The organism is Streptomyces sp. NPDC021012, assembly GCF_044333355.1.
GTDB lineage: Bacteria > Actinomycetota > Actinomycetes > Streptomycetales > Streptomycetaceae > Streptomyces.
The window spans coordinates 34,811-54,758 of record NZ_JBIRQU010000006.1 but is presented as its reverse complement, the minus strand read 5'-3'; the positions used below and the strand labels follow the sequence as shown (position 1 = coordinate 54,758).

The 19,948-nt window shown below is 73.0% G+C and carries 16 protein-coding genes; 9 read left to right on the top strand and 7 right to left on the bottom strand.

Annotated features, from left to right (window positions below; genetic code table 11):
- Positions 1 to 169: 169 nt before the first annotated feature.
- The 3 genes from ACH4TP_RS20690 to ACH4TP_RS20680 form a co-directional block, all read right to left on the bottom strand.
- The gene (locus ACH4TP_RS20690) at positions 170 to 478 is read right to left on the bottom strand and encodes a hypothetical protein (protein ID WP_398438748.1); all 309 of its coding nucleotides are present in this window, start codon (positions 476 to 478) and stop codon (positions 170 to 172) included.
- A 305-nt stretch (positions 479 to 783) separates the two neighbouring features.
- Positions 784 to 1,119, bottom strand: a complete 336-nt coding sequence (locus tag ACH4TP_RS20685; RefSeq protein ID WP_398438747.1) for a hypothetical protein — start codon at positions 1,117 to 1,119, stop codon at positions 784 to 786.
- 71 nt (positions 1,120 to 1,190) lie between these two features.
- Positions 1,191 to 2,696, bottom strand: coding sequence for an MFS transporter (locus ACH4TP_RS20680; RefSeq protein ID WP_398438746.1), 1,506 nt, complete (start codon positions 2,694 to 2,696; stop codon positions 1,191 to 1,193).
- Positions 2,697 to 2,889: 193 nt separating this feature from the next.
- On the opposite strand from ACH4TP_RS20680, the gene ACH4TP_RS20675 reads away from it, so the two are divergent.
- Positions 2,890 to 3,678, top strand: coding sequence for an ABC transporter ATP-binding protein (locus ACH4TP_RS20675; protein ID WP_389227881.1), 789 nt, complete (start codon positions 2,890 to 2,892; stop codon positions 3,676 to 3,678).
- Positions 3,675 to 6,248 carry an ABC transporter permease gene (locus ACH4TP_RS20670; protein WP_398187956.1) on the top strand — a complete coding sequence of 858 codons (2,574 nt, stop codon included), beginning with the start codon at positions 3,675 to 3,677 and terminating at the stop codon, positions 6,246 to 6,248. The genes ACH4TP_RS20675 and ACH4TP_RS20670 overlap by 4 nt, the downstream gene beginning before the upstream one ends.
- 213 nt (positions 6,249 to 6,461) lie before the next feature.
- Here the strand turns inward: ACH4TP_RS20670 and ACH4TP_RS20665 are convergent, their stop codons facing one another.
- A complete protein-coding gene (locus ACH4TP_RS20665; protein ID WP_398187953.1) occupies positions 6,462 to 6,707 on the bottom strand; it encodes a type II toxin-antitoxin system Phd/YefM family antitoxin in 246 nt (81 codons plus the stop codon).
- 251 nt (positions 6,708 to 6,958) lie between these two features.
- Here ACH4TP_RS20665 and mfd point away from each other — a divergent pair, with 251 nt between their 5' ends.
- Positions 6,959 to 10,489, top strand: a complete 3,531-nt coding sequence (mfd, locus tag ACH4TP_RS20660; protein WP_398187950.1) for a transcription-repair coupling factor — start codon at positions 6,959 to 6,961, stop codon at positions 10,487 to 10,489.
- Between the two features lie 31 nt (positions 10,490 to 10,520).
- Here mfd and ACH4TP_RS20655 read toward each other — a convergent pair whose 3' ends face one another.
- Complete coding sequence (locus ACH4TP_RS20655; protein ID WP_398187947.1) at positions 10,521 to 11,114, bottom strand: TetR/AcrR family transcriptional regulator; 594 nt, start codon at positions 11,112 to 11,114, stop codon at positions 10,521 to 10,523.
- A gap of 94 nt (positions 11,115 to 11,208) precedes the next feature.
- On the opposite strand from ACH4TP_RS20655, the gene ACH4TP_RS20650 reads away from it, so the two are divergent.
- The 3 genes from ACH4TP_RS20650 (at position 11,209) to ACH4TP_RS20640 (ending at position 13,681) form a co-directional block, all read left to right on the top strand.
- Positions 11,209 to 12,072: a hypothetical protein gene (locus tag ACH4TP_RS20650; protein ID WP_398438745.1), complete on the top strand. Its 864-nt coding sequence runs from the start codon at positions 11,209 to 11,211 to the stop codon at positions 12,070 to 12,072.
- 142 nt (positions 12,073 to 12,214) lie between these two features.
- Positions 12,215 to 12,880: an HNH endonuclease family protein gene (locus ACH4TP_RS20645; RefSeq protein ID WP_398438957.1), complete on the top strand. Its 666-nt coding sequence runs from the start codon at positions 12,215 to 12,217 to the stop codon at positions 12,878 to 12,880.
- Between the two features lie 54 nt (positions 12,881 to 12,934).
- Positions 12,935 to 13,681, top strand: coding sequence for an N-acetyltransferase (locus tag ACH4TP_RS20640; RefSeq protein WP_398438744.1), 747 nt, complete (start codon positions 12,935 to 12,937; stop codon positions 13,679 to 13,681).
- A 70-nt stretch (positions 13,682 to 13,751) separates the two neighbouring features.
- On the opposite strand, the gene ACH4TP_RS20635 is transcribed toward ACH4TP_RS20640, so the two are convergent.
- Positions 13,752 to 14,504, bottom strand: coding sequence for a hypothetical protein (locus tag ACH4TP_RS20635; RefSeq protein ID WP_398438743.1), 753 nt, complete (start codon positions 14,502 to 14,504; stop codon positions 13,752 to 13,754).
- Positions 14,505 to 14,584: 80 nt separating this feature from the next.
- Positions 14,585 to 15,334: a DUF4190 domain-containing protein gene (locus ACH4TP_RS20630; RefSeq protein ID WP_398438742.1), complete on the bottom strand. Its 750-nt coding sequence runs from the start codon at positions 15,332 to 15,334 to the stop codon at positions 14,585 to 14,587.
- Positions 15,335 to 15,518: 184 nt separating this feature from the next.
- On the opposite strand from ACH4TP_RS20630, the gene ACH4TP_RS20625 reads away from it, so the two are divergent.
- From ACH4TP_RS20625 to ACH4TP_RS20615, 3 genes are all read left to right on the top strand, one after another.
- Positions 15,519 to 17,633, top strand: coding sequence for an N-6 DNA methylase (locus ACH4TP_RS20625; RefSeq protein WP_389227901.1), 2,115 nt, complete (start codon positions 15,519 to 15,521; stop codon positions 17,631 to 17,633).
- A 121-nt stretch (positions 17,634 to 17,754) separates the two neighbouring features.
- Positions 17,755 to 18,327 (top strand): hypothetical protein, encoded by a 573-nt coding sequence (locus ACH4TP_RS20620; RefSeq protein WP_389227904.1) that lies wholly within the window; start codon positions 17,755 to 17,757, stop codon positions 18,325 to 18,327.
- Complete coding sequence (locus tag ACH4TP_RS20615; RefSeq protein WP_389227907.1) at positions 18,324 to 19,946, top strand: protein kinase; 1,623 nt, start codon at positions 18,324 to 18,326, stop codon at positions 19,944 to 19,946. Before ACH4TP_RS20620 ends, ACH4TP_RS20615 begins: the two co-directional genes overlap by 4 nt.
- The last annotated feature ends 2 nt before the right edge of the window (positions 19,947 to 19,948 follow it).

Below are 19,948 nucleotides of genomic sequence, written 5' to 3'. Positions count from 1 at the left end.
CCGGCCCCCTTCCGCGAGTTCCGGCTCCGGAAGGCGGCCGGGGCGGGGCGGTACGCGCTCGGCGCGGGTGTCGCTGACCTCGATCCGCGCGAAGGTCCTGCCGCCCGGGCCGGATGGCAGGACCCTCCGGTCGACTCGCGCTCGTCGAGATCGATGGAGCGGCGGCTTGTCACGTCATCGCCGGCAAGGGGTCCGAGAACCAGGTGGCCCTGACCTGCGGGTTGTTGATGTCGACGGTTTCGCCCGAGAGGCGCAGGTCGAGGCCGAGATGGCCGGTGTACCGCCCCTTCGGGCCGTTGTCCCACTCGATGGTGACCAGGAAGTCGTCGCCTCGGACGAATCCCTGGCAGCCGCCGTGAACGCCGTTGACCAAGGCGTAACCCGATATGTTTCCGGCCTGGTCCTGGTCCAGGTTCATGTGCACCGTGGCGCCGTTGGTCTGGTATGCCGCCCAGTTGCCTCTGGAATCGACTGTCATCGGGCTCTCCTTCTTCCCTCGTGCTCCGGCAGTCGGAGACGCCGTCCCGGTTCGCGGTCGGGCTTGGCCGCGCGTCAGGCAGGCTGTCGTGCCGTCAGGTGAGCAGTGGGCACCCGCGAGGTGGCTGCCGGAGGAGTTCGGCGTACCAGCGAGACACCTCAGGGGTGTTTCGTGTGCCGTTTTGTGGAGCCCCTATTCCAGTAGGCGTCGCTTTCGCGGCGATGTCAACCAGACGGCTGGCGACGGCGAATGGCACGGCGCACCTGGTTGACCGGTCAATTCACGTGGTGTGACGGCGGGGCGGATCAAGCCGCCCGGACCACGAGGCCGACCGCGATCGAGCAGACCGCGAGGCCGGTGACGAGCAGGCGGCCCGGGACGGACAGGCGGCGGACGGCGGGGGTGCAGAGGAGGCCGATGGGTACGGCCGCGATGCCGAGGCAGATCGGTACCCAGTGGGGAGGGAACCCCTCGGTCGGCCCCCTGTCCGCCTCCGCCCACAGTGCCAGGAACCCCAGACCCCAGAGCAGGAACAGGGCGACCGACCACAGCAGGGCCGCCGCCGCGGCGACGCCGGCCCCGCGGCGGGACGGTGTCGGGCGGGTGGGGCCGTAGAGCGTCGCGTACGTGTCGGGGTTCATGACCCCATCGTCGGGTCCGGGGCGCCGTCCGGGCATGGGTGCGGCTGCTCATCCACGGACCGGGTGCGTACTCAGTCCTCTTCCTTGAGGACCGGGAAGCGGCGGGGCGCCAGCGTGAGGAGGGCCAGGAGGGCGAGGGCGGCGGCGCCCGCCGCGCCCAGGTAGACCCAGTCCACCGCCGCGTCGACGGCGCGGCGGGTCTCGTCGGTGGCGGCCAGGGAGCGGGCCAGCTGGTCGAGGTCGGTGTCGGTGCCGAGGCGGGAGGCGAGGACGCCGTTGGCGATGGCGCCGAAGAGGGCCGCGCCGACGCTCTGGCCGACCTGGCGGCAGAAGAGGACGGAGGCCGTCGTCGTGCCCCTCTCCTCGTACGGGACGGTCGACTGCACGCCGACGATCAGGGGCAGTTGGAAGAGGCCGAGGGAGCCGCCGAGAAGGAGCATGAGGAGGGCGGGCTGCCAGGGTTCGCCGGGGAACGGGAGGAAGGGGAAGGCCAGGAGGAGGAGCAGGGCGAGGGAGATGCCGAGGATCGCGGTGAGGCGGAAGCCGATGCGGGTGTAGACCCGGTTCGACAGCGCGGCCGTGATGGGCCAGCTGAGGGTCCAGGAGGAGAGGACGAAGCCGGCGGCTATCGGGCCGAGGCCGAGGACGGACTGGGCGTACGTGGGAAGGAAGACCGTCGGGGCGACCATCAGGAGGCCGAGGGCGCCGAGGGAGAGGTTGACGGCGGCTATCGTGCGGCGGCGCCAGACCCAGCCGGGGATGATCGGTTCGGCGGCGCGGCGCTCGATGGCGACGGTGAGGGCGGCGAGCGCGGCGGCCGCGCCGAGGAGGCCGAGGGACGGGGCCGAGAGCCAGGGCCAGGCGACGCCGCCCTGGACGAGCGCGGTGACGAGCACGGCGCCGGTGGCGAAGATCGCGAGGGCGCCGGCCCAGTCGATGCGGACCCGGGACCGGGGCTCGGTGCGGGCGGGTTCCCGCAGGTGGCGGGCGAGGAGCCAGAGGGCGAGCAGGCCGACGGGCAGGTTGATGAGGAAGATCCAGCGCCAGTCGGCATAGCCGGCGAGGAGGCCGCCGAGGGCCGGGCCCGCGATGGAGGAGGTGGCCCAGACGGAGGACAGCTTGGCCTGGATCCTGGGCCGTTCCTTCAGGGGGTAGAGGTCGGCGGCGAGGGTCTGGACGGTGCCCTGGAGGGCGCCGCCGCCGAGGCCCTGGACGACGCGGAAGGCGATCAGGGAGGCCATGTTCCAGGCGGCGGAGCAGAGCACGGAGCCGACGAGGAAGAGGACTGTTCCGGCGATGAGGACGGGCTTGCGGCCGAAGGTGTCGCTGAGTTTCCCGTACACCGGCAGGGTGACGGTGACGGCGAGCAGATAGCCGGAGAAGAGCCAGGAGAAGACGGAGAGTCCGCCGAGGTCGCCGACGATCTGGGGGACGGCCGTCGACACGATCGTCCCGTCGAGGGCGGCGAGTCCCATGGCCAGCATCAGGGCTGCCACTACGGGGCCGCGGCGGGCGGTGCTGGGGGTGGACGCGGGCGTCGGATCGGCGTCCGCCCGGGTCGTCGACGGTTCCGTCACCGCGCACCCTTCCTTTCTTCGTACACCTAAATGGGCGCGGTCAGGGTCTCACTGGGACCAGGGGTGGAGGAACCCCTAGGGGCCTCTCCCCCATGCGGCCCAGGGATCGTTCGTACCGGCGGAGGACGAGAAGCGCGGCGGCCGGTTCTTGACTGGGACTTGCCAACCCACCCACCGCTCCAAGGAGAGATCCGTGACTTCGGCTGTGACCATCCCCAGGCACGGGGGTACTGGAGAGGGGACGGCCGTCGCCGCGCGGGCGCGTCAGGTCGTCAAGGCGTACGGCTCGGGGGAGACCCGGGTCGTGGCGCTCGACTCCGTCGACGTGGACATCGCCCGCGGCCGGTTCACCGCGATCATGGGGCCGTCGGGCTCCGGCAAGTCGACCCTGATGCACTGCCTCGCCGGGCTCGACACCGTCAGCAGCGGGCAGATCTTCCTGGACGAGACCGAGATCACCGGTCTGAAGGACAAGAAGCTCACGCAGCTGCGCCGGGACCGGATCGGCTTCATCTTCCAGGCGTTCAACCTGCTGCCGACGCTGAACGCCATCGAGAACATCACGCTGCCGATGGACATCGCCGGGCGGAAGCCCGACGCGGAGTGGCTGCGGCGGGTCGTCGACACCGTCGGGCTGTCGGAGCGGCTGAAGCACCGGCCGAACGAGCTCTCCGGCGGTCAGCAGCAGCGCGTCGCCGTGGCGCGGGCGCTCGCCGCACGGCCCGAGATCATCTTCGGCGACGAGCCGACCGGAAACCTCGACTCGCGGGCCGGCGCGGAGGTCCTCGGCTTCCTCCGTACGTCCGTGGACGAGCTGGGGCAGACGATCGTCATGGTGACCCACGACCCCGTCGCCGCCTCCTACGCGGACCGGGTGCTCTACCTCGCCGACGGGCGGATCGTGGACGAGATGGAGCGGCCCACCGCCGACGCCGTCCTCGACCGCATGAAGGACTTCGACGCGCGCGGGCGGACGTCGTGACCGTGCTCAGGACCTCGCTGCGCAACTTCCTCGCGCACAAGGGGCGGATGGCGCTCTCCGCCGTCGCCGTCCTGCTCTCCGTCGCCTTCGTCAGCGGGACGCTCGTCTTCACCGACACGATGAACACGACGTTCGACAAGCTCTTCGCCTCCACCGCCTCCGACGTCACCGTCAGCCCGAAGGGCGACGCGGACCCCGACGAGATGCCGCAGAGCGGCCGCCCCGAGTCCCTGCCCGCCTCGCTCGTCGAGCGGGTCGGGAAGGTCGAGGGCGTCAAGGACGCGCAGGGCGCGGTCGTGTCGACGAGCGTCACCGTCGTCGACACGAAGAACGAGAACATCGGCCCGGACGGCGGCGCCCCGACGCTCGCCCTCAACTGGTCGCCCGAAGCGCTGCGTTCGGTGGAGATCGCGTCCGGCCACGAGCCGCGCGGCCCCACCGAGGTCGTCGTCGACGGCGCCACCGCCGAGAAGCGCGGCCTGAAGCTCGGGGACGAGCTGCGGACCATCGCCGTCACCGGCGACTTCACCGCGAAGATCTCCGGCATCGTCGACTTCCGGGTCACCAACCCGGGCGCCACCGTCGTCTACTTCGACACCGCCACCGCGCAGCGCGAACTCCTCGGCAAGGAAGGCCTGTTCACCCAGGTCGACGTCGACGCGAAGCCCGGCGTCGGCCACGACGCGCTCAAGAGGGACATCGCCGCCGCGCTCGGCGGCGGCTACAAGCTCCAGACCGCCGCCGAGGCCGCCGACGCGGGCCGCGCCAGCATGGCGGGCTTCCTCGACGTCATGAAGTACGCGATGCTCGGCTTCGCCGCCATCGCCTTCCTCGTCGGCATCTTCCTCATCGTCAACACCTTCTCGATGCTGGTCGCGCAGCGGACCCGCGAGATCGGCCTCATGCGGGCCATCGGGTCCAGCCGCAAGCAGGTGAACCGTTCCGTCCTCGTCGAGGCGGTCCTCCTCGGCCTCGTCGGCTCCGTCGCCGGTGTCGCCGCGGGCGTCGGCCTCGCCGTCGGGCTCATGAAGATCATGTCCTCGATCGGCATGGAGCTCTCCACCCGCGACCTCACCGTGAAGTGGACGACCCCCGCCGTCGGCCTCGCCCTCGGCATCGTCGTCACCGTCCTCGCCGCCTACGTCCCCGCCCGCCGGGCCGGGAAGGTCTCCCCGATGGCCGCCCTGCGCGACGCGGGCACCCCCGCCGACGGCAGGGCCGGACGGGTACGGGGCCTGCTCGGGCTCGTCCTCACCGCCGCCGGAGCGGCCGCCCTGGTCGCGGCGGCCCGCGCCGCGGAGGCCGGACCCGGCTCCCTCTGGCTCGGCCTCGGCGTCGTCCTCACCCTCCTCGGCTTCGTCGTGATCGGCCCGCTCCTCGCGGGCGGGGTGGTCCGCGGCCTCGGCGTCGTCGTCCTGCGGGTCTTCGGGCCCGTCGGCCGGATGGCCGAGCGCAACGCGCTCCGCAACCCGCGCCGCACCGGCGCCACCGGCGCCGCCCTCATGATCGGCCTCGCGCTCGTCGCAGGCCTCTCCGTCGTCGGCTCCTCGATGGTCGCCTCGGCCACCGAGGAACTCGACCGCTCCGTCGGCGCCGACTTCATCGTCCAGTCCGGTACGGGACAGCCGATCGTGCCGCAGGCGCGGGCCGCGCTGTCGAAGGTCCCCGGCCTGGACCACGTCACCACGTACAAGTGGGTCGACGTCACCGTCACCGACCCGCACGGCAAGGCCGACAAGCTCGACCTGTCCGCCACCGACCCGACGTACGTGAAGGACGTCCGCCGCGAGATCACCGCGGGCACGCTCACCGACGCGTACGGCAAGGACGCCATGTCCGTCGGCAGCGAGTACGCGGCGAAGCACCGCGTGAAGGTCGGCGACGTCCTCACCGTCGCCTTCAGGGGCGGCGACACGGCGAAGCTGAAGGTCGCGGCGATCACCGCGGACACCGGGCAGGTCGACAACGGGGCGATGTACACGAACGTCTCCACCGTCGCCTCGTACCTCCCCGCCGACCGGGTGCCGAACAGCCTGCTCATCCTCGCCGGTGCCCGGGACGGCCAGGAGACCGCCGCGTACGAGGCCCTCAAGGCCGCCCTCGCGCCGTACCCGCAGTACAAGGTGAGCAACCAGGCCGACTACAAGGAGCAGTTGCGGGACCAGGTCGGCCAGCTCCTCAACATCGTGTACGGGCTCCTCGCCCTCGCCATCGTCGTCGCGATCCTCGGCGTCGTGAACACCCTCGCCCTCTCGGTCGTCGAGCGCACCCGCGAGATCGGCCTCATGCGCGCCATCGGCCTCTCCCGCCGCCAGCTGCGCCGCATGATCCGCCTGGAGTCCGTCGTCATCGCCCTCTTCGGCGCGCTCCTCGGCCTCGGCCTCGGCATGGGCTGGGGCACCGCCGCCCAGAAGCTCCTGGCCCTGGAGGGGCTCGGGGTCCTGGAGATCCCCTGGTCGACGATTCTCACGGTCTTCGTCGGCTCGGCCTTCGTGGGACTGTTCGCGGCACTGGTGCCGGCGTTCCGGGCGGGGCGGATGAACGTCCTGAACGCGATCGCGAGCGAGTAGCGAGCGCGCGCGGGACGGAACGGGGGACGGCCCCGGTGGACCCTGCCGGGTCCGCCGGGGCCGCGTCGTTGCCGGGCCGCCGCCCCCGTTGTGGGCCGCGCCCCGCCGTTGTGGGCAATCGTTCCGCTCGAGCAGGGGGGACCCCCTCGCCCCAGCGGGACGATTGCCCACACGGTGGTGGGACGGGGGCCGGACCCGCGCGACTGGTGGGGGCTACTCGTCGACCCCGAAGGCCTCGTCGAAGGCCTCCGGGGCGTCGTCGAAGTCGTCGGAGACGGCGACGCGGCCCTTGAGCGAGCCGAAGTCGCGTCGACGGGACCTGCCGGCCGGGGGGACCACCTTCGCGACCGGTTCGCCGGACCTGCTGATGATCACCTCCTCGCCGGTGGCGACCGCTTCCAGGATCTTGGAGAAGTGGCTCTTCACCTCGTGGACGTCGTACTGCCGGGCTGCTTCCATGGCGGCCTCACACCGTGGGGAGGGCTCACAGCTGAGTGTGTGCGGGGTGGACCGGGAGTATGAACTAAAGCCTAGTGCGACGAGCCGACCAGCGGCCTGCTCCGTCACCCTCCCGAGCGGCCCCCGTCCTTCGGGCGAGTGACAGCGGCACGTCGTAGGCTGGGGACGCGCCGGGCCGTGGGGGTCCGGCATCACCCGGCCCGTGAGACGTGTCGGGTCGTTCGCGTTGTCCGAACCGGGGATGGAAGTCCATGAGTCTGCACGGTCTGCTCGACGTCGTCGTCAAGGACGCCGCCCTCGCCGAGGCGGTGAAGGCCGCGGCCGACGGGAACCGCCCGCAGGTGGACCTGGTGGGGCCGGCGGCGGCGAGGCCGTTCGCGGTGGCGGCGCTGGCGCGGGACTCGGGGCGGCCGGTGCTGGCGGTGACCGCGACGGGCCGGGAGGCCGAGGACCTGGCGGCGGCGCTGCGGTCGCTCCTCGACCCGGACACGGTCGTCGAGTACCCCTCCTGGGAGACGCTGCCGCACGAGCGGCTCTCGCCCCGTTCCGACACGGTCGGGCGCCGGCTCGCCGTGCTGCGGCGGCTCGCGCACCCGAGCGCGGACGACCCCGCCGCCGGCCCCGTCTCCGTCGTCGTCGCGCCCATCCGGTCCGTACTCCAGCCGCAGGTCAAGGGGCTGGGGGATCTGGAGCCGGTGGCGCTGAGGTCGGGCCAGACCGCCGATCTGAACGAGGTCGTCGAGGGGCTCGCGGCCGCCGCGTACTCCCGTGTCGAGCTCGTCGAGAAGCGCGGTGAGTTCGCCGTGCGCGGCGGCATCCTGGACGTCTTCCCGCCGACCGAGGAGCACCCGCTCCGGATCGAGTTCTGGGGCGACGACGTCGAGGAGATCCGGTACTTCAAGGTCGCCGACCAGCGGTCCCTGGAGGTCGCCGAGCACGGACTGTGGGCGCCGCCCTGCCGGGAGCTGCTGCTGACCGACGAGGTGCGCGAGAGGGCCGCGGCGCTCGCCGAGGAGCACCCCGAGCTGGGCGAGCTGCTCGGCAAGATCGCCGAGGGGATCGCGGTGGAGGGCATGGAGTCCCTCGCGCCGGTCCTCGTCGACGACATGGAGCTGCTGCTCGACGTCCTGCCCAAGGGGTCGATGGCCGTCGTCTGCGACCCGGAGCGGGTGCGGACCCGGGCCGCCGACCTCGTCGCCACCAGCCAGGAGTTCCTCCAGGCCTCCTGGGCGGCGACCGCCGGCGGCGGCGAGGCCCCGATCGACGTCGGCGCGGCCTCCCTGTGGGGCATCGCGGACGTACGGGACCGGGCGGGCGAGCTGGGCATGGCCTGGTGGTCGGTGTCGCCGTTCGCGGCGGACGCCGACCAGGCGGCCGACACGCTCACCCTCGGGATGCACGCCCCCGAGTCGTACCGCGGCGACACCGCCCGCGCGCTCGCCGACACCAAGGGCTGGCTGGCCGACGGCTGGCGGACGGTGTACGTGACGGAGGCCCACGGCCCCGCGTCCCGCACGGTCGAGGTCCTCGGCGGCGAGGGCATCGCCGCCCGCCTCGACGCGGACCTCGCGGAGATCTCGCCGTCGGTCGTGCACGTGTCGACGGGTTCCATCGACTACGGCTTCGTCGACCCGGCGCTCAAGCTGGCCGTGCTCACCGAGACCGACCTGTCGGGGCAGAAGGCGGCCGGCAAGGACGGGCAGCGGATGCCCGCCAAGCGCCGCAAGACGATCGACCCGCTGACCCTGGAGGTCGGCGACTACATCGTGCACGAGCAGCACGGCGTCGGCCGGTACATCGAGATGGTGCAGCGGACCGTGCAGGGCGCGACCCGCGAGTACCTCCTCGTCGAGTACGCGCCCGCGAAGCGCGGCCAGCCCGGCGACCGGCTGTACATCCCGACCGACCAGCTGGAGCAGGTCACCAAGTACGTGGGCGGCGAGGCGCCGACGCTGCACCGGCTCGGCGGCGCGGACTGGACGAAGACGAAGCAGCGCGCGAAGAAGGCCGTGAAGGAGATCGCGGCCGATCTGATCAAGCTGTACAGCGCGCGGATGGCGGCCCCCGGGCACGCCTTCGGTCCGGACACCCCCTGGCAGCGGGAGCTGGAGGACGCCTTCCCGTACGCGGAGACGCCCGACCAGCTGTCCACCATCGCCGAGGTGAAGGAGGACATGGAGAAGACGGTCCCCATGGACCGTCTGATCTGCGGCGACGTCGGCTACGGCAAGACGGAGATCGCGGTGCGGGCCGCCTTCAAGGCCGTCCAGGACGGCAAGCAGGTCGCGGTCCTCGTCCCGACGACGCTGCTCGTGCAGCAGCACTTCGGCACGTTCAGCGAGCGGTACTCGCAGTTCCCGGTGAAGGTGCGGGCGCTGTCCCGCTTCCAGACGGACACCGAGTCGAAGGCGACCATGGAGGGGCTCCGGGAGGGCTCGGTCGACGTCGTCATCGGCACCCACCGCCTCTTCTCCTCCGAGACGAAGTTCAAGGACCTGGGCCTGGTCATCGTCGACGAGGAGCAGCGCTTCGGCGTCGAGCACAAGGAGCAGCTGAAGAAGCTCCGGGCCAACGTCGACGTCCTGACGATGTCCGCCACCCCGATCCCGCGCACCCTGGAGATGGCGGTGACGGGGATCAGGGAGATGTCGACGATCACGACGCCCCCCGAGGAGCGGCACCCGGTCCTCACCTTCGTCGGTCCGTACGAGGAGAAGCAGATCGGCGCCGCGATCCGGCGTGAACTCCTGCGCGAGGGCCAGGTCTTCTACATCCACAACCGGGTCGACTCCATCGACCGGGCGGCCGCGCGGCTGCGCGAGATCGTCCCCGAGGCGCGGATCGCGACCGCCCACGGCCAGATGTCGGAGCAGGCTCTGGAGCAGGTCGTGGTCGACTTCTGGGAGAAGAAGTTCGACGTGCTCGTCTCGACGACGATCGTCGAGTCCGGCATCGACATCTCCAACGCCAACACCCTCATCGTCGAGCGCGGCGACAACTTCGGCCTCAGCCAGCTCCACCAGCTGCGCGGCCGGGTCGGACGAGGCCGGGAGCGGGGTTACGCGTACTTCCTCTACCCGCCGGAGAAGCCGCTCACGGAGACCGCGCACGAGCGGCTCGCGACGATCGCCCAGCACACCGAGATGGGCGCCGGCATGTACGTCGCCATGAAGGACCTGGAGATCCGCGGCGCGGGCAACCTGCTCGGCGGCGAGCAGTCCGGCCACATCGCGGGCGTCGGCTTCGACCTGTACGTGCGGATGGTCGGCGAGGCCGTCGCCGACTACCGGGCGCAGATGGAGGGCGGCGTCGAGGAGGAGGCCCCGCTGGAGGTGAAGATCGAGCTCCCGGTCGACGCCCACATGCCGCACGACTACGCGCCGGGCGAGCGGCTGCGGCTCCAGGCGTACCGCTCGATCGCCTCCGCGAACTCGGAGGAGGACATCCGGGCCGTACGCGAGGAGCTCACCGACCGGTACGGCAAGCTGCCCGAGCCGGTGGAGAACCTGCTCCTCGTCGCGGGCCTGCGGATGCTCGCACGTGCCTGCGGGGTCGGCGAGATCGTCCTCCAGGGCTCCAACATCCGCTTCGCGCCGGTGGAGTTGCGCGAGTCCCAGGAGTTGCGCCTCAAGCGCCTCCACCCGAAGTCCGTCATCAAGCCGGCCGTCCACCAGATCCTGGTGCCGCGCCCGACGACCGGCAAGATCGGCGGCAAGCCGGTGGTGGGCCGTGAACTCCTCGCGTGGACGGGCGAGTTCCTGACGACGATCCTCGGCGGCTGAGGCCGCTGTCGTCGTGCGGCGCCCCCTGGTCTCAGGGGGCGCCGTGCTGTTCACCGGCCTGCGAGAAGAGCAGGCCGGTGAGCGAGCGGAAGTACTCCTCGGGGTCGAGCTCGCCGACCGCCTCCCGCACGTTGTGGGTGAGGAGCAGCGTCGCGAAGCCGTGGGCGAGCGACCAGGCGGCGATGCCGGCGGTACGGGGGTCGGGGGCGCCGCGCAGACCGGCGACGCCCGCGCGGAGTTCGGCGGAGGCGCGCTCCTTGGCGGCGAGGAGGTCCGGGTCGTCGGCGCGCAGCAGCTCCGGCTGGAACATGACCTGGAAGTGCGCCGGGTGCTCCCGCGCGAAGCGCACGTAGCGCACTCCCCGTTCGCGCAGGTCGGGCGTCCCCGCGAGGCCGGTGGCGAGGAGCTCGTAGCCCTGGGCGGCGATCGCGGTGAGCAGGCCCGTGCGGTCCTTGAAGTGGTGGGCGGGCGCGGCGTGCGAGACGCCCGCGCGGCGCGCGAGGTCGCGCAGGCTCAGCGCCCCGGGGCCCTCGGCGGCGATCACGTCGAGTGCGGCGGCGAGGATCGCCTGCCTCAGGTCGCCGTGGTGGTAGGTGCTCCGGCTCGTCTTGTTCTCGCTCGTCATGGCAGCAGCCTAGCCCTCGTCTAGTCATTGACAAGTTCTCGCCCGGCGCGCAATCTTGTCAGTGGCAAGATGTGGATGAAGCCGGGAGGACACCATGGACACCGCTCGCGTACGTCAGATGTGGCACCTGCTCGAACCCCTGCACGCCGTGCTCTACTACGCCCCCGAGGCCTTCGACGAGGCCGGGGCCCTCGGGTACGAGACCGCCGACCGCTGGCCCTCCTACTTCGCCTGGCGCGCCGCCGCCCTCGGGCCCGTCGGACCCGTCCGGGTCGCCTCCGCCTTCTACGGCTTCAGCCCCGAGAAGGTCGCCCGGCACGTCCCCGCAGCCTGGGAGGTCGCCGCCCCCGCCGAGGTCCTCGCCGCCCGGCTCCGCGCCGTCGACCGGACCTACCGGGCCCTCCTCGGCGCGGAGGCCGTCGAAGGCCCCGCGCTCGCCGAGGCCGCCGGGATCGCCCGCCGCGCCGCCGAGGCGGCCGCGCTCGAAGGCCGCCCGCTCGCCGCCGCCCACGCCGAGCTGCCCTGGCCCGACGCCCCGCACCTCGTCCTCTGGCAGGCGGCGACGATCCTCCGCGAGCACCGGGGCGACGGCCACATCGCCGCCCTGATCGCCGCCGGCCTCGACCCGGCCGAGTCGCTCGTCTCCTTCGCGGCCGTCGGAGCCGCGCCGGAACCGGTCTTCGAGAGCCGGGGCTGGAGCGCGGAGGCGTGGAAGGCGGCCCGCGAGCGGCTCGCCGCACGCGGTCTCGTCGACCCGGAGGGGGCGGCCACCGACGCCGGCCGCGCCCTGCGCGCCGAGGTCGAGCGCCGTACGGACGAACTGGCCGCGGGCCCGTGGGAGGCCCTCGGCGCGGAGGACACCGCCCGGCTCGACACCCTCCTGGGCGGGCCCTGGCTCACGATCGTCGGCTCCGGTCTGCTGCCCGCCGAGAACACCCTCGGCATCGGAAAGATCTGAGGGAGGGATCTGGGGGAGGGATCTGGCGGAAGGATCTGGGGGAAGGATCTGACGGCGCGTCGATCCCGGGACCTTCGGTCCGTCCGATTCGGGACCGAAGATCCCCAGGTCCCGGCGTGCCACGGCCTAGGATCCGAGGGTGCTGACACGTCGAACGATCCTGCCCGCGGCCCTCGCCGTCACCGTCGCGCTCACAGCCGGCGCCTGTTCACAGAACGGGGGCGGCTCGGGCGGGAGGGCCGGCGCGCCCGGCACGGCGCTCGCCGCCGTGGACACGCTCACCGTCAAGGGCCGCGCCCCGAAGACCGGGTACGAGCGGGAGAAGTTCGGCCGCGCCTGGGTGGACGTCGACAGGAACGGCTGCGGCACCCGTGACGACATACTCAAGCGGGACCTGACCGGCGTCCGCTTCACGGACGGCCGCTGCAAGGTCGCCTCCGGGACCCTCACCGACGACCCGTACACCGGCACCACCGTCCGCTACGTCCGGGGCCGCTCCAAGGTCGACATCGACCACGTCGTCGCGCTCTCCGACGCCTGGCAGAAGGGGGCGCAGAAGTGGGACGGCGAGACCCGGCGCCGCTTCGCCAACGACCCGCTCAACCTCCTCGCCGTCGACGCCGCCGCCAACCGCGGCAAGTCCGATGGCGACGCCGCCACCTGGCTGCCGCCGAACCGGGCCTACCGCTGCACGTACGTGGCCCGGCAGGTCGCGGTGAAGAAGAAGTACGGGGTGTGGGTGACGGCGGGGGAGCGGGACGCGATGAAGAAGGTCCTCGGCACCTGCCCGCAGCAGAAGCTCCCGTAGCTTCCTCGGGAAAAACGTTTGAGCGGCCTGGTGGGCGATCTTTAACCTCGCCGCATGGACATTCACATCACCACCCTCGCCGAACGACCCGAGCTCGAAGGGGCGATGTGGTCCATGAAGGACCTGTGGCCCGAGTTCATGCTGTACGACCCGGTCGGCTGGGCCAACATGGGCCGGATCGTCCGGGAGTTCCCGGAGTACGTGCTCGTCGCCACCGACGCCGGGGGCGCGGTCGTCGCCCGGGGCTTCAGCGTGCCCTTCCGGCTCGACGCGGAGGGCCGCGGCGAGCTGCCCGCCCGGGGCTGGGACGAGGTCCTCAACTGGGCCTTCTCCGACCTGCGGCACGGCCGGGAGGCCGACACCGTGAGCGCGATCGAGATCACCGTCGACATCGGCCACCTGGGGAAGGGCCTCTCGCACACGATGCTCGCCGCCATGCGGGAGAACGCCGGCCGACTCGGTTTCGCCGAGCTGGTCGCCCCGGTCCGCCCCAACGGCAAGCACCTGGAGGCCGAGGCCTCCATCCACGAGTACGCCTTCCGGACGCGGGAGGCCGACGGCCTGCCGCACGACCCGTGGCTCCGCGTCCACGTGCGCGCGGGCGGCGTGATCGAGGCGGTGGCCCCGGCCTCCATGACCGTCTCCGGCTCCGTCGAGCAGTGGCGGGAGTGGACCGGCCTCCCCTTCGACACGGACGGCCCGGTCGAGGTCGCGGGCGCGCTGGTCCCGGTCCACTGCGAGGCCACGCGCGGCTACGCGGTGTACGTGGAGCCCAACGTGTGGGTGCGCCACCGCGTCTGACCCGTCCGGCGTACGGGTGAGAGGGCCGTTCCCCCCGGGTGACGGCCCTCTCACGTATGCGGGGTGTCGCTCAGTCGGTCTTGACGACGTCCTTCGCCGCCGGGGCCTTCGCCTCGACCGGCTTTCCGTAGTGGGAGAAGGTGATCGTCCCCGGCTCCTCGCCGCCCTTCGTGACGATCTTCAGGACGTACGGGGTGCCCTGCGTGGCCACGTAGACGGTGCTGCTCTCGCCCTTGCCGTCCGGCTCCGTCAGGGCCAGTGCCTTCTGCCCGCCGACGGTGGTCTCCGCGCCCTTCACGATCCCGCTCGCGCCCTGCTCGAACCCGCCGAGCAGCTGCTTCGGGTCGCAGAGCGCCACCATGTCCTTGTTGTCGGGGTCGGAGACGGACCCCTTCATCCAGCGGCCCCTGAGCTCCTTGAGGGTGGCCTCCTGCACCTCGGCGCTCTCGTCCTTGACCTGCTCGCGCAGGGAGGCCTCGTCGAAGCGCAGGTACACGTTCCTGCGGTCCGGCTTGATCAGCTCGACCGTGCTGGTCGTGCCCGTGGTCAGCGTGCCGGTGCACTGCCCCCGGGTGTCGAGGGACAGGTAGGCCTTGAACGGCTCGGCGGCCTTCCGCTCGTCGATGTCCACGGTCAGGGACTTCGCGCCCTTCGTCGCCGCGAAGGCCTTGTCGACGATCTGCGAACCGCTCAGCTCCCCGAAGGGCCCGGTCGGCTTCGCGTCGTCCGAGAACGGGCCGCAGGCGGTGGTGCCGAGGGCGAGGGCTGCGCCCAGGACGGCGACGAGGGCGGTACGGCGGCGGGAGCGGGGGGAGGCGTGCATGGTGGGGTCTCCGAGAGGGGTCGTACGGGGGGTGGGGCCCCGAAGGGCCCCGGTCCTTGTGGTGCGGGGTCGGGCCTGGGTCAGCCGACCTTCAGCTCCCACTGGGAGGCGTTGTAGTCGAAGCCGGGGTTGACCTCGACGGTCAGGTTCTTGGCGTCCTTGGGGGTGTCGAAGGCGACGGTGACGGTGGCCTTCTTGCCGGGGAGGATGCTGCCCTGGAAGCCCGTGCCGACCTTCTCGTCGAAGATCTGCTCGGCGGTGACGCCGTTCTTGCCGGCCCGCCCGGTCAGGGTGACGCCGACGGCGTCGAACTTCTTCTTGCTGCCGTTCTCGATGACGACGGTCACCTGGTAGGCCTTGTTGCCCGCGGTGTGGCCGGCCGCGAACTCGCTCGGGGAGTACGCCTTCGGGTCCGAGACCGTGACCTTGAGGTTGTCGTCGTAGACCGAGCTGTCGCCGTCCGCGAGGTTCTTCGCCGCCGGGTCCTTCGGGGCCGAGTCCTTGATGCCCTTGTCGATCTGGTCGACCGCGTCCTTGACGGCCGTGAACGTGATGACCGCGCCGACGACCGAGAGGATCAGGGCCGCGAGGCCCAGGATCGCGCCGGTGAGCGCCACTCCCTTGTTGTTCGCCTCGCCGCGCTTCACGCGGCCCTTGCCGACGAGGCCCAGGATCAGGGCGATCAGGCCGAGGATGCCGGCCAGCCAGAAGAAGAGCGGGATGAGACCGGAGACCGTGCCGATGATGCCGAGGATCAGGGCCGCGGTGCCGAGGCCGTTGCGCATGGCCTGCGGAGCGGCGGCAGGCGGGACCTGGGTGTCGTACGACATGGGTGTGTCCTCCCGGACGAAGGCGATGTCTGGTGCGATGGGTCAATCACAGCAGAGCCTGTGAACCGAGTCAACACGGTTCACGAAAAACGAGTCGACTCACACTGTGAAGTGGTGGCGTGCGCGTTCCTCGCTAGGATTGGTGTCACAGCCAGAGGGGCGAGCCACAGGGGAGTTGGGTCACGTGCCGGAGAACGCAGCAGAGGCGGGCGCGGAGCAGCCGGGCGGGACGACGGAGGCCGAGGTGACCGCCGCCGGGATCGCCCGGCTCGCCGGGGTCGGCCGGGCCGCCGTCAGCAACTGGCGCCGCCGCCATCCCGACTTCCCCAAGCCCGTCGGAGGCACGGAGACCAGCCCCTCCTTCGCCCTCGCGGACGTCGAGCGGTGGCTGCGCGCCCAGGGCAAGCTGGCCGAGGTGCCGCTCAAGGAGCGCGTCTGGCAGCAGGTCGCGGGCCACCCGGCCGGCGCCGTCACCGCCCTCGTCCACGCGGGCTGCGCCCTCCTCCTCGTACGGGACAGGTCCGCGGCCTGGCCGGCGCTGGCCGAACTCCCCGACGAGCGGCTCGCGGAGGTGCTGCCCGTCGCCCTGGAGGAGACGCTCACCGAGCGCCTCGGCCCCGAGCGGGCCGTCCTCACCCCCAGCGCCCCCGCCCTCGCCGTCTCCCTCCCGCTGCTGCGCGGGGCCGCCGAGCTCGCGGCCGAGACCGGGGTCCGCGAGGCCTTCGAGTTCCTGCTCGGCCGTCACCTCGACGCCAACCCCCGGCAGTACACGCTCACCCCGCCCGGCCCCGCCGCCCTCATGGCGGCGCTCGCCGCGCCCCCCAAGCCGGACCAGGACGGCGTCCCGCTCACCGTCCTCGACCCCGCCTCCGGGACCGGCGGCCTGCTGAGCGCGGTCGAGCGGCCCGGCGCCGTCTGCGGCCAGGACGCCGACCACGACCTCGCCGCGCTCACCGCCCTGCGCCTGGCGCTCGCCACCGACGCCGACATCCGCGTCCGGTCCGGCGACAGCCTGCGCGCCGACGCCTTCCCGACGCTCGCGGCGGACGCCGTCCTGTGCCACCCGCCGTTCAACGAGCGGAACTGGGGCCACGACGAACTGGCCTACGACCCGCGCTGGGAGTACGGCTTCCCGGCCCGCACGGAGTCCGAGCTCGCCTGGGTCCAGCACGCCCTGGCCCGCCTGCGCCCCGGCGGCACCGCCGTCCTCCTCATGCCGCCCGCCGCCGCCTCCCGCCGCTCCGGCCGCCGCATCCGCGCCGACCTGCTCCGCCGGGGCGCCCTGCGCGCGGTCGTCGCCCTCCCCGCCGGCGCCGCCCCGCCGTACGGCATCCCGCTCCACCTGTGGGTGCTGCGCAGGCCCGTCCCGGGCGAGCGGCACCCCGCCGAACTCCTCCTCGTCGACACCGCGTCCGAGCACGCGGGCCCGGCCCGCGACGCCCGCGACCGGATCGACTGGCCGGCCGTCCACACCGCCGTACTGGACGCCTGGACCTCCTTCGACCGGGACGGGACCCTCGCCGGGACCCCCGGCGCGAGCCGCTCCGTGACCGTCATCGAACTCCTCGACGACGACGTCGACCTCGCCCCCGCCCGCCACCTCCCGCCGCCGGCCGCCGCCGAGGGCGCGGCGCAGCTGACCGGGGTGCGCGAGCGGCTGGACCGGACCCTGCGCCGCACCCGCGAACTGACCCCGCCGCCCGTGACCGACCCGGCCTCCGGCGGCGGCCTCGGCCGGCCCACGACCACCGTCGGCGAACTCGCCCGCGCCGGAGCCCTCGCCCTGCGCTCCGGAGGCACGGGCACCGCCCCCGCCTCCGCCCCGGTCGCCGTCCTCACCGACCACGACGTCCTCGCCGCCCAGCCGCCCTCCGGGACGCTGCCCGACGGCCCGCCCGAGGAGCCGGTCCTCCTCGAAGCCGGGGACGTCGTCGTCCCGGTGCTCGGCGGCGGCGCGGCCGTCCGGGTCGTCGACGCCTCCGCCGAGGGCGCCGCGCTCGGCCGCAACCTCCAGCTGCTCCGCCCCGACCCGGCGACCCTCGACCCCTGGTTCCTGGCCGGGTTCCTCCGGGCCACCGCCAACACCCGGCAGGCCAGCAGCTACGCCTCCACCGCGACCCGCCTCGACGTGCGCCGCCTCCAGCTGCCGCGCCTGCCCCTGGCCGAACAGCGCCGGTTCGGGGAGCGGTTCCGGGCGCTCGCCGAGTTCGAGGAGTCGCTGCGGCTGGCGGCCCGCCTCGGCGACCAGCTGGTGCAGGGCCTGTACGACGGCCTGGCGGACGGCACGGTGGCCCCGTAGGGCGGTCGCGCCGTCCTGCTCCCGATCGGTTCGACAACGGTTCCGGGTATCCCGGAACCGTTGTCCGCGGGGGTGTATACGCTCGTCTCCGCACCCGATCCGTCCGAGCAGGAGCAGCAGGATGTACGGCCCCCCGCAGGCCCCGCAGGTTCCGCAGCCCCCGAAGAGCCCCGCCACCGGTGGCCGGGTCGCGCTGCTCGTCCTCTTCTGCGCCCTCGCGCTGCTCAGCTGCGGCTTCCTGGCCTGGGCGCCGATGCTGCGCGTCGCGGTCCTCACCCGCAGGGCGCTGGACTGGGTGCTGTTCGGCGTGACGTTCGCGGTGGGGGCGGGTCTGTTCGCGTACGCGGCCGCGACCGGCGACAAGGAGGGCAGCACCGCGGAGGCCTTCGTCGCCGTCGGCATCATGATGCTCCTGGTGGCGGGCCCCATCACGTACTACCTGGTGACGGAGATCCGCCGGATGGACCGGGGCGGCGCGGCCCCCGCGTACCTCCCGCCGGGCTACGACCCCGCCTCCGCCGTCACGGTCCCGAGCGCGATCGGCGACCAGAACCCGTACGCCCGCCCGGTCGCCCCGCCGCCCGCCGCGCCCGGCCCCCGCATCGACCAGGTCCGCGCCGAGCTCGACGAGCTGAGCGACCTGCTCAGGAGGGACACCGGCGACAACTCCGGGGAAGGCGAAGGCCGTAGGTGAACGGGCGGGTCATCGGCGGGCGTTACGAGCTCGCCACCGTCATCGGCCAGGGCGGGATGGGCCAGGTCTGGACGGCGTACGACGGACGCCTCGACCGCCGGGTCGCGGTGAAGCTGCTCCGCCCGGCCACCATGACCGGCCCCGCCACCGCCGCCGAGGAGCTGCGGCGCCGCTTCGTGCGGGAGTGCCGGGTGACCGCGCAGGTCGACCACCCCGGCCTGGTGACCGTGCACGACGCCGGCAGCGACGGCGACGACCTCTACCTCGTCATGCAGTACGTGGAGGGCTCCGACCTCGCCGACCACCTCGCCGAGCACGACCCGTACCCCTGGGAGTGGGCGGTCTGCGTCGCCGCGCAGCTCTGCGCGGTGCTCGCCGCCGTGCACGCCGTGCCGATCGTGCACCGCGACCTCAAGCCGCGGAACGTGATGGTCCGCCCGGACGGGGCGCTGACCGTCCTCGACCTGGGCGTCGCCTCCGTCCTGGACACCGACACCACCCGGCTCACCCAGACCGGTTCGCCCATCGGCAGCCCGGCGTACATGGCGCCGGAGCAGGCCATGGGCGGCGCCGTCGGCCCGTCCACCGACCTGTACGCGCTCGGCATCCTGCTGCACGAACTCCTCAGCGGGAACGTGCCGTTCGCCGGATCCACCGCGCTCGGCGTGCTCCACCGGCACCTGTACGAGCCGCCCGCGCCGCTCCGGCAGCTGCGGCCCGAGGTCCCCGAGGCGCTCGAAGCGCTGGTCCTGCGGCTGCTCGCCAAGGACCCGCAGGCGCGGCCGTCCGGCGCGCACGAGGTGTACGAGCACCTGCTGCCGCTGCTGCCCGCGCGCGGCGCCCCGGCGGGACCGCTGGACCCGACCCGACCGTTCCTGCGCCCGCACGCGCCCTGGCCGGACCGCGCGACGGCGAGGGCGGCGCACGTGCCCCCGCCGGTCCCGCCGATGCCCCCGTCCGCGCCGGCCGGTCCCCGCGCCGACGCCCGTACGGATGCCCGCACCGATCCCCGTACCGACCCCCGGATCTACGCGAGCGGGTCGACCTCGCCGGCGCCGCCGCCGCGGCCCGACGTCGCCGCGGCCGTCGACGAGGTGAAGCGGCTGCTCGGGGAGGGCTCGCTCACCCAGGCCGTGGACCTCCTCGGCGGCATCCTGCCCGCCGCCGCGGCCGAGCACGGCGAGCGGTCGCCGGTCGTCCGCATCCTGCGCAAGCAGTACGCCTCCACGCTGATGGACGACGGCCAGTACCGGCGCGCGCTGCCGGAGCTGCGCCGGCTCGCGGAGGACCGCGGCGCGGAGGCGGGCCCGACGGACCCGCAGTTCCTCCAGTTCCGTTACGACGCGGCCCTGTGCCTGGAGCAGCTGGGGGAGACGGCCGCCGCGCTCGCGGAGTTCCGCGCGGTCCTGCCGTACTACGCGCAGGACCTGGCCCGCGCCTTCGACATCCGGCAGCGGATCGGGCTGCTGCTCCTCGCGGCGGGCGAGCACACGGCCGGTCAGGACGAGCTCCAGCGGCTCCTGTTCGACGCGGAGCGCGCGTACGGCCCGTACCACGCGCTCCCGGTGGACCTGCGGCGGTCCCTGGACCACCAGCGGCAGCTGGGGCGGCGGCCCTGAAA